This window comes from Sphingomonas sp. (assembly GCF_035317925.1).
In the GTDB taxonomy this organism is placed as follows: domain Bacteria; phylum Pseudomonadota; class Alphaproteobacteria; order Sphingomonadales; family Sphingomonadaceae; genus Sphingomonas_I.
The window spans coordinates 1-9,442 of sequence record NZ_DATHFV010000195.1 but is presented as its reverse complement, the minus strand read 5'-3'; the positions used below and the strand labels follow the sequence as shown (position 1 = coordinate 9,442).

Sequence of the window (9,442 nt, the reverse complement as noted above, 5' to 3'; positions counted from 1 at the left end):
CGGCTTCATCGTGCGCGATGATGGCGGCGAGGATGTGTTCGTTCACATCTCCGCGGTCGAGCAGGCAGGCCTGACCGGTCTGGGCGAGGGGCAGCAGCTCGCGTTCAGCCTGGTCGATCGCGGCGGCCGCATCTCGGCGACCAATCTGGCGATCGAAGGCGAGGTGGTTCCGGTCACCGATCGTGGCCCGCCGCCGGCCGGTGGCGGTGGCGATCGCGGTGGTCCGGAGCGTCAGCTGAGGGGCGAGCGCGCGAGCGGCACGGTCAAGTTCTTCAACGCGATGAAGGGCTTCGGTTTCATCCAGCGTGACGACGGCCAGCCGGATGCATTCGTGCATATTTCAGCGGTCGAGCGCGCGGGCATGCCGACGCTCAACGAGGGTGACCGACTCGAGTTCGAGCTCGAGGTCGATCGGCGTGGCAAATATGCCGCGGTGAACCTCTCGCCGGGCAGCTGATCCCAGCGAATCGGTAATGAAAACGCCCGGTCGCAGCGATGCGGCCGGGCTTTTTCTTTGTCCGAAGCCGGTTTTTTCTTTGTCCGAAGCCGGCTTCGCGGCGCGTACTCCGCGTTCGGAGCATGAGAATCAGCTGGAGACCGTGATGCGCCTGTTCGCCGCCGCCTTGTTCGTTTTCGCCCCTGCCGCGATCAGCATGGCGGCGGTGCCGGCACCCCGCGTGCGCGCACAGAGCTTCGACCAGCTCGCGACGCCTTTACCGCTTCCTTATGACGAGACGGCCGATGCGCTGCGTGCGGTCGATCGGGCCCGCGCTCGCGCCAAAGCCGCGCATAAGTTGCTGCTGATCGATCTGGGCGGCAATTGGTGCCTCGATTGCCGCATCCTGGCGGGTACGATGGACCTGCCCGAGGTCGGCGCCTTCCTGCGCCGTCATTATGAGCTGGTGTCGGTCGATGTCGGCCGATTCGACAAGAATCTGGCCGTGCCCGCGCGCTACGGCATCACCCAGCGACTCGAAGGCGTGCCGGCTCTGCTGGTTGTCGATCCGCGTGCTGACCGTCTGATCAATGCCGGCCATGTCTCCGCGCTCGCCGACGCGCGCAGCATGTCGCCGCAGGCGCTCGCCGACTGGCTGGCCCAATGGCCGCACTGATTGGGTGATCACGCCTAGATGTGAAGGCGATGGTCCGAAGCGAGCGCGTCGGCCAGCGAATCGCGAATCGCGATCAGCGCGTCGATCTGGGCGCCGAATGGGGCCGGCGCGGCGGGCGCTGAGGCCGTTGGCTGCGCGGCGGGTTCCGCCGGCGCATCGCCTTGGGCGAGCAATTTCTGCACGCCGCGCATCGTATAGCCCTCCTGATTGAGGAGACGATCGATGCGCCGCGCGAGCGCGACGTCGGCGGGCCGATAATATCGGCGGTTGCCCGCGCGCTGGAGCGGGCGGAGCTGCGGGAAGCGCGTCTCCCAATAACGCAGGATATGCTGAGGCAGGCCGAGTTCGGCCGCCACTTCACTGATCGTGCGAAACGCGCCTTCCGCCTTGGCAGAAGGGTCGGCCATCTTAGCCCGCGCGGACGATTCGATCGCGCAGCGTCTGGCTGGCGCGGAAGGTCAGCACCCGACGCGGTGCGATCGGCACTTCGACGCCCGATTTGGGATTGCGACCGACTCGCTCTGCCTTGTCACGCAGCACGAACGTACCGAAACCCGAAATCTTGACGTTTTCGCCATGCGCGAGACCTTCGCACATGTGCTTGATCACTTGCTCGACCAGGCTGGCGCATTGCGAGCGCGGCAAACCAATCTCGCCATGCAGAATCTCAGCGAGATCCGCACGCGTTAGAGTGTCCGCCATCATCATATCTGCTTCGGCCATGTTTCCCCCCACGCCCGCGTTTAATTGTCAATTCTTGCGCCAACAGCCCCAAGAAAACAAGCCGTTGGCGCGCATTTTACGCACGATTGGCGAAGAAGGCCCGCAAAGGTGGTTAAAAAGCCGCGTAACAATTGGCTGGCAGGTGGGAATGGCCGTCCGGGCCGGGTGCAAGCTTGTCAGTAGCGCACTACCGCCGCGCCCCAGGTGAAGCCCCCGCCCATCGCTTCCAGCACGATCAGATCGCCGCGCTGGACGCGCCCATCGCGCACCGCGACGTCGAGCGCGAGCGGCACCGAGGCCGCCGACGTATTGGCGTGTTCGTCGACGGTGATGATCACACGGTCGGGGCTCAGCCCGAGCTTGCGCGCGGTCGCGTCGAGGATCCGGCGATTCGCCTGGTGCGGCACGACCCAGTCGATATCGGCGACGGTGAATCCGGCCTTGGCGATCGTCTCTTCCAGCACGGCGGCGAGATTGACCACCGCGTGGCGGAACACTTCAGAGCCCTTCATGCGGAGCTTGCCGACCGTGCCGGTGGTGGAGGGCCCGCCATCGACATAGAGCAATTGATTGTGGCGCCCGTCGGCATGGAGCGCGGTCGCGAGCACGCCACGATCGCTGTTATTTCCGGTCCCTTCTTCCGCGGTCAGCACCACCGCGCCGGCGCCGTCGCCGAACAGGACGCAGGTCGCGCGATCCTCCCAATCGAGGATGCGGCTGAACGTCTCCGCGCCGATGACCAACGCGTTGGTGCTGCCGCCGCCGCGAATCATGCTGTCGGCGACGGAGAGCGCGTAGAGGAAACCCGAGCAGACCGCGGCAACATCGAACGCGACGCAATCGCGGATGCCGAGTGCGTCCTGCACCTTCGTGGCGGTGGCGGGGAAGGTCTGGTCCGGGGTCGCGGTCGCGAGCACGATCAGGTCGATCTCGCCAGCAGCCATGCCCGCCGCCTCGAGCGCGTTGCGCGCAGCTTCGGTCGCGAGCGTCGCGGTGGTCTCGCCTTCCCCCGCGATATGGCGCGCCTTGATGCCGGTGCGTTCGACGATCCATGCGTCCGATGTGTCGACCGTCTGCGCGAGTTCGTCATTGGTGACGCGGCGCGGCGGCAAAGCCGATCCGGTTCCGGCGATCGTCGCGCGGCGCGTCATGCCGCGTTCGGCTCGGGCACGGTGATCGCGGCGAGATCGGCGGCGATGCGATCGGTGATGCGGCCGCGCGCGAGCTTGGTCGCGACCTCGATCGCATTGGCGAATCCCTCGACCGAGGTACTGCCATGGCTCTTCACGACCGTGCCGTTGAGGCCGAGGAAGACCGCGCCGTTGCGCAGATTGGGGTCGAGACCCTTGCGCAGCAGGGTGATCGCCGGCTTCGACAGCATGAAACCGAATTTCGAGCGCAGCGAACTGGTGAAGGATCGGCGAAGCAGATCGCCGATGAAGCGCGCCGTGCCCTCGGCGGTCTTGAGAGCGATATTGCCGGAGAAGCCATCGGACACGATCACGTCGGTTTCGCCGCGGCCGAGGCTGTTGGCTTCGGCGAAGCCGTCGAAACGTAGCGGCAGATGATCGGCGGCACGCAGCATGGCGGCCGCCTCGCGCAGCGTTTCGGTGCCCTTCAGTTCCTCGGTGCCGATGTTGAGCAGGCGCACGGTCGGTTCTTCGGTCTCATGCAGGATGCGGGCATAGGCCGCCCCCATCACCGCGAACTGGAACAGGTTGCGCGCGTCGCATTCGGTGTTGGCGCCGAGATCGAGCATGACCAGGTCATGCGCGCCCAAGGTCGGCAGTAAGGCCGCGAGCGCGGGGCGGTCGATGCCGGGAATGGTGCGGAGCGCGACCTTGGCCATCGACATCAAGGCGCCGGTATTGCCGGCGGAGATGGCGGCGTCGGCCATGCCTTCCTTCACCGCCCCGATCGCCATGCCCATCGACGTGGTCTTGGCGCGGCGGATCGCCTGGCTGGGCTTGTCCTCGCCGCTGATCACGTCGGGCGAGTGGACGATCGAAACGCGGTTCGCGAATTCGCGATGGCGCGCGGTTTCGGCGCGCACGGCGGCTTCATCCCCGAACAGGGTGAAGCACATGGTCGGATCGCGTGAGAGCGCCAGCGCTACGCCGGCGACCGCGATCGCCGGACCGCCGTCACCCCCCATCGCATCGATCGCGAGACAGGGACCCACTTTTAACCCCCGCCGCTACCGCCGGTCAGTTGCCGACCGGCAGGATCTCGCGACCGTTATAGTGACCGCAGTGGCCGCACAGATTGTGGGGCTGCTTGAGCTCCCCGCAATTCGGGCATTCCTGGAACGATTCGGCGCTCAGCGCATGGTGGCTGCGGCGCATGTTCCGCTTGGACGGCGAGGTTTTTCTTTTAGGGACTGCCATCTCGGCACCTGTTCCAAATTGTAGACGATAAAGTCTGAAAAAAACGATAGGACGCGCTTCGCCGTTGGCCAGTGCGGCTTTTAGGAGCCGCGGGCCTCCGGTTGGGCGCGTCGCGAAGGCGCTGCCCTATAGCGAATTCGGCCCGCGTTGCAAGGCCGAGGGGGAGGACCATCGATGCATATCGCCGCCGCACCGCAGATTACCCTGATCATCGCCGCCGCGCTTGGCCTGCTCAACGTCTGGTTGGGCATTCGCGTGGTCCGGGTGCGTGTCTCGCGAAAGGTCTCGCTCGGCTATGGCGAGGTGCCGGGAATGGAAGGGCGCTGCCGCGCGCACGCCAATTTCAACGAATATGTGCCGATGGCGCTCATCCTGATGGGCCTGATCGAAATGAATGTCGGCGCGTCGCGCTGGCTGTGGGCGGTCGGCGCCTTGCTGGTGGTGGCGCGCGTGGTGCACCCGTTCGGCATGGATCGCCCGGCCCCCAATCCCTATCGCGCGGTCGGGGCGATGCTGACGTTTCTGAGCCTGTTGCTTCTGATCGGCTGGGCAATTGCGATCGCTTACGGCGTGAAAATCTAGTCGGTTTCAGCTGCGCTGAAACGGCGCGTGAGCGGCAAACATCTAGCCCTTCGCGAGCACCTTATCGCCCACGAACGGATTATTGTGCCGTTCGTGGGCGAAGCTCGACATCGGGCCGTGCCCGCAGATGAAGCTGGTCTCGCCGCCGAGCGGCCATAGTTTCTGGGTGATCGATGCGATCAGGTCGGCATGGTTGCCGCGCGGGAAATCCGTGCGGCCGATCGATCCCTGGAACAGCACGTCGCCGACCTGCGCCAGCTTCGATTCCTTGTGATGGAAAATGACGTGGCCGGGCGTGTGGCCGGGGCAATGATAGACGTCCAGCGTCAGTTCGCCGACCGTGACCTGATCGCCATCGACCAGCCAGCGGTCGGGCTCGAACGGCATGGCGTCGATGCCGAACCGGGGGCCGTCTTCCTTGAGGCCCGCGATCCAGAAGCGGTCTTCCTCGTGCGGACCTTCGATCGGCACGCCCAGTTCCTTCGCCAGCGCGGCGGTGCCGCCGCAATGATCGGCATGGCCGTGCGTCACGAGCAATTTCTCGATCGTCACGCCGGCCTGCGCCGCGGTGGCCTTGAGCCGGGGCAGTTCGCCGCCGACGTCGATGAAGGCGCCGCGCATCGTCTTGGTGCACCAGATCAGGGTGCAATTCTGCTGGAAGGGCGTGACCGGGATGATCGCGGCGCGGAGCGGCGGTTGCGAAGTCATGCGGCCTAGATGGCGTGGAGGGACGAACCGGGCAAGCCATCCCGACCAATGCCGGCCAAGATTGCGGTCGCGCGCCCGACCGGGCAGAGCGCGGCGATGCGCGCATCCGGTACCCCCTTCGTCCTGCTCGACGACGCCCGCTCGGGCGGGCCCTGCACGCTCTATCGCGATCCAAAGACCGTCATCGCCGCCTGGCGGCCGGACGAGGTGAGGCCGGCGCTGGCGCAATTGCGCGCGGCGGCGAAAGCGGGGCTCCATGCGGCGGGCTTCCTGTCCTATGAAGCGGGCCACGCGATCGAGCCGAAGCTCGCGCCGCTGGCGCTGCCGGGCGATACCGTGCCCTTGTTGTGGTTCGGCCTGTTCGACCGGGTGGAGCAACTGGATCCCGATGCGCTGAACGCTTTGCTCGGCGATCCCGGCGGGGCCTGGGTCGGCACGCCCCGCCCCGGCATTTCACGCGCGGCCTATGATGCCGCGCATGTCCGCGTGCAGGCGCTGATCGCCGCCGGCGATATCTATCAGGCCAATTTGAGCTTCCGCGCCGATGTACCGATCGATGGGCATCCGCTTGCAATCTATGCGCGGCTGCGCGCCAATGCGCGCGCCGGCTGGGGCGGGATCGTCCATGACGGGCGCAACTGGCTGTTGTCGCTATCGCCCGAACTGTTCTTCAAGAGCGACGGAAAGCGGGTCGAGGCGCGGCCGATGAAGGGCACCGCCCCGCGCGGCGCGGACGAGGCCGAGGATCGCGCGCTGGCGGCGGCGCTGGCCGCCGATCCCAAGCAGCGCGCCGAAAATCTGATGATCGTCGATCTGATCCGCAACGATCTGTCGCGCGTCGCGATTCCCGGCAGCGTGGTCACGCCCGAATTGTTCGCGGTCGAGCATTATCCGACCGTCCTTCAAATGGTGTCGGCGGTCGAGGCCGAGCTGACGCCGGGCCGCGATGCGGTGGATCTGATCACCGCTTTGTTTCCGTGCGGCTCGGTCACCGGCGCGCCCAAGCTGCGCGCGATGGAGGTGATCGCGGAGGTGGAGGCGGACGCGCGCGGGCCCTATACGGGCGCGATCGGGGCGATCGCGCCCGACGGGGGCGCCGCGTTCAACGTGGCGATCCGGACGTTGGTGCTGGAGGAGGGCAGGCATGACGCGCGCATCGGCCTGGGATCGGCGGTGGTGGCGGATTCAACCGTGGACGGCGAATGGCACGAATGCCTCGCCAAGGGTGCGTTCCTGACGATGGACCAGCCCAGATTCGACCTGTTCGAAACGATGCGGTTCGATCCCGAAGACGGAATCGTCCGGCTCGACGACCATATCACCCGGCTCGGGGCGAGCGCGCAGGCGTTCGATTTCGCGTTCGACCGGCACGAGATCCGCAACGAGCTTCATGCCGCCACCTTCCGCCTGAGCGCGCCGTCGCGCGTGCGGCTGATGTTGGGCGCGAGCGGCGCGATCGCGATCGAGGTGACCCCGATTCCGGCAACGCCGCCGCAGCCGGTCGCGGTGCGGGTCGTGCCGCTGCCCGTCGATCCGGCGGATTTCCGGCTGCGCCACAAGACCACCGATCGAGGCTTCTATACCGACGCGCGTGCCAAAGCCGGCCTGTTCGAAGTGGTATTCGTGCGGCCCGATGGGCTGTTGACCGAGGGCAGCTTCACCAATCTGTTCGTGCCGAAGGGCGGCAAGCTGGCGACGCCGCCGCTCGCGCTCGGCCTGCTGCCCGGCATCCAGCGGGCTTTGCTGATCGAGAGCGGCGAAGCGGTCGAAGGCGATTTGACCGAGGCCGACCTGCAGGGCGAATTCTTCCTCGCTAACGATCTGCGCGGGCTGATGAAGGCACGATTGGCCTAGCCCAAGCGTTTTTTTGGTTCGCTACGCTGAGCCGCACCGGCCCGCACCCCCACCCGACCTCCCATAGAATAACCTGTTGGGAGGTCGGGTGGGGGTGCGGGCCGGTGCGGCCTCGTCCAGCTTTGCTGGACTAAAGACTAATGCGGTTGATGGGGCCGGAACGACGCGTCTATAGCGCGGCCACTTCTTCTTGTCCGCGCAGAAAGACCCAAGACCGATGAGCCTGATCTCGGCCGCGCTCGGCCGCATTTCCCCTTCGCCCACGCTCGCCATGACCAGCCGCGTGCTGGAACTGAAAGCGCAGGGGGTCGAGGTGATCGGCCTCGCTGCCGGCGAACCCGATTTCGACACGCCCGATTTCGTCAAGGACGCCGCGATCGAGGCGATCCGTGCCGGCAAGACGAAGTACACCAATGTCGATGGCACCGCCGAACTGAAGGCGGCGATCGCGGCCAAGTTCAAGCGCGACAACGGCCTCAACTACGAAGCCAATCAGATCAGCGTGAACGTCGGCGGCAAGCACACCTTGTTCAACGCCTTGGTCTCGACGGTCGAGGCCGGCGACGAGGTGATCATCCCCGCGCCTTACTGGGTCTCCTATCCCGACATCGTGCAATATTGCGGCGGTACCCCGGTGATTGTCGCGGCAGGCGCGGCGCAGGGCTACAAGATCCAGCCCGCGCAGCTGGACGCGGCGATCACGCCGAAGACCAAATGGCTGGTGCTCAACTCGCCCTCCAACCCGACCGGCGCGGCCTATACCGCCGCCGAACTGAAGGCGTTGGGCGAGGTCTTGCTCAAGCATCCGCACGTGTGGGTGATGGCGGACGATATGTACGAGCATATCACCTATGGCGATTTCGAGTTCACCACGATCGCGCAGGTCGTGCCCGAATTGTACGGGCGCACGCTGACGGTGAACGGCTGCTCCAAGGCCTATTCGATGACGGGCTGGCGGATCGGCTTTGCCGGCGGCCCGGTGCCTTTGATCAAGGCGATGGCCAAGTTGCAGTCGCAGTCGACCTCCAACCCCTGCTCGATCGCGCAGGCGGCGGCGACGGCGGCGCTCAACGGCCCGCAGGATTTTCTCGCCGATCGCAACGCCGCGTTCGAACGCCGCCGCGACCTGGTCTGCTCGATGCTCAACCAGATCAACGGCGTGCATTGCCCGCGTCCGGACGGCGCCTTCTATGTCTATCCTGACGTGTCGGGGCTGATCGGCAAGTCCACGCCCAAGGGCAAGACGATCGACAGCGACGAGGCCCTGATCGACTATTTCCTCGACGAGGCCCGCGTCGCGGCGGTGCATGGCGCGGCCTTCGGCCTCTCGCCGGCGTTCCGTGTCAGCTATGCCACGTCGGAGACGCTGCTGACCCAGGCGTGCGAGCGCATTCAGACGGCTTGCGCGGCGCTGCGTTGAGGCTTCAGCGGCGCTGAACCGCACGGCCCGTACCCCAACCCGGCCTCCCAGCGGTAGTATCATTGGGAAGCCGGGTGGGGGTGCGGGCCGGTGCGGCCCTTCATCAAGATAGCGTGTGCGTCAGGCTGATCTCGGCGTTGAGCACTTTCGAGATCGGGCAATTGGCCTTCGCGTCGGCGGCGATCGAGGCGAATTGCTCGGGGTCGATGCCGGGCACCGACGCGGTCAGCGTCAGGTCCGAATGCGTGACCTTGAAGCCCGCGCCGTCCTGCTCGAGCTTGACCGCGGCGCTGGTTTCCAGCGTGCCCTCGCTATAGCCCGCGCCCGCCAGCGCGAACGACAAGGCCATCGTGAAGCAGCTTGCATGCGCGGCCGCGATCAGCTCCTCGGGGTTGGTGCCCTTCTCGTCGCCGAAGCGCGTGTTGAAGCTGTACGGCGTGTCGGCCAGCACGCCCGATTCGGTCGAGACATGGCCCTTGCCGGTCTTGCCGAAGCCTTTGTAGCGGGCGGATCCGTGGCGTGTCGTCATGATGTCTCTCCTTCGGGGGCGAACGAATCGCTTCGTCGCATAACGCGGGTCCGTGACTCCCGCTTGTACAATCCACACCTATATTCCGGGCGTTCAACCGGAGCAGAATGATGACCCGTCTTTCCTC

At 66.1% G+C, this 9,442-nt stretch carries 12 protein-coding genes; 5 read left to right on the top strand and 7 right to left on the bottom strand.

All coding sequences use genetic code 11. The annotated features are described in order from the left end of the window. Both VK533_RS14635 and VK533_RS14630 read left to right on the top strand, forming a co-directional pair. A partial coding sequence (locus VK533_RS14635) for a cold-shock protein (protein ID WP_324378932.1) occupies nt 1-457 on the top strand: 457 nt, incomplete at its 5' end. A 142-nt stretch (nt 458-599) separates the two neighbouring features. Next, nucleotides 600-1,112, top strand: a complete 513-nt coding sequence (locus VK533_RS14630; RefSeq protein WP_414712318.1) for a thioredoxin family protein — start codon at nt 600-602, stop codon at nt 1,110-1,112. Between the two features lie 14 nt (nt 1,113-1,126). On the opposite strand, the gene VK533_RS14625 is transcribed toward VK533_RS14630, so the two are convergent. From VK533_RS14625 to rpmF, 5 genes are all read right to left on the bottom strand, one after another. Beyond that, a complete protein-coding gene (locus VK533_RS14625) occupies nt 1,127-1,519 on the bottom strand; it encodes a MerR family transcriptional regulator (protein WP_324378930.1) in 393 nt (130 codons plus the stop codon). A gap of 1 nt (nt 1,520) precedes the next feature. Beyond that, entirely contained in the window at nt 1,521-1,820 is a 300-nt protein-coding gene (locus VK533_RS14620; protein WP_414712317.1) for an integration host factor subunit alpha, read from the bottom strand. A 191-nt stretch (nt 1,821-2,011) separates the two neighbouring features. Continuing rightward, on the bottom strand, nt 2,012-2,986 hold the full coding sequence (locus VK533_RS14615; RefSeq protein WP_324378926.1) for a beta-ketoacyl-ACP synthase III: 975 nt from the start codon (nt 2,984-2,986) through the stop codon (nt 2,012-2,014). Continuing rightward, entirely contained in the window at nt 2,983-4,017 is a 1,035-nt protein-coding gene (gene plsX, locus VK533_RS14610) for a phosphate acyltransferase PlsX (protein WP_324378924.1), read from the bottom strand. The genes VK533_RS14615 and plsX overlap by 4 nt, the downstream gene beginning before the upstream one ends. Before the next feature lie 25 nt (nt 4,018-4,042). After that, complete coding sequence (gene rpmF / locus VK533_RS14605) at nt 4,043-4,222, bottom strand: 50S ribosomal protein L32 (RefSeq protein WP_324378922.1); 180 nt, start codon at nt 4,220-4,222, stop codon at nt 4,043-4,045. Between the two features lie 174 nt (nt 4,223-4,396). On the opposite strand from rpmF, the gene VK533_RS14600 reads away from it, so the two are divergent. Then, nucleotides 4,397-4,804, top strand: coding sequence for an MAPEG family protein (locus VK533_RS14600; protein WP_324378920.1), 408 nt, complete (start codon nt 4,397-4,399; stop codon nt 4,802-4,804). A gap of 42 nt (nt 4,805-4,846) precedes the next feature. Here VK533_RS14600 and VK533_RS14595 read toward each other — a convergent pair whose 3' ends face one another. Beyond that, a complete protein-coding gene (locus tag VK533_RS14595) occupies nt 4,847-5,512 on the bottom strand; it encodes an MBL fold metallo-hydrolase (RefSeq protein ID WP_324378918.1) in 666 nt (221 codons plus the stop codon). A gap of 96 nt (nt 5,513-5,608) precedes the next feature. On the opposite strand from VK533_RS14595, the gene pabB reads away from it, so the two are divergent. Beyond that, nucleotides 5,609-7,366 carry an aminodeoxychorismate synthase component I gene (gene pabB, locus VK533_RS14590; RefSeq protein ID WP_324378934.1) on the top strand — a complete coding sequence of 586 codons (1,758 nt, stop codon included), beginning with the start codon at nt 5,609-5,611 and terminating at the stop codon, nt 7,364-7,366. Nucleotides 7,367-7,583: 217 nt separating this feature from the next. After that, nucleotides 7,584-8,786 carry a pyridoxal phosphate-dependent aminotransferase gene (locus tag VK533_RS14585; protein WP_324378916.1) on the top strand — a complete coding sequence of 401 codons (1,203 nt, stop codon included), beginning with the start codon at nt 7,584-7,586 and terminating at the stop codon, nt 8,784-8,786. Between the two features lie 103 nt (nt 8,787-8,889). Here the strand turns inward: VK533_RS14585 and VK533_RS14580 are convergent, their stop codons facing one another. Next, complete coding sequence (locus VK533_RS14580; protein WP_324378914.1) at nt 8,890-9,315, bottom strand: OsmC family protein; 426 nt, start codon at nt 9,313-9,315, stop codon at nt 8,890-8,892. Nucleotides 9,316-9,442 lie beyond the last annotated feature (127 nt).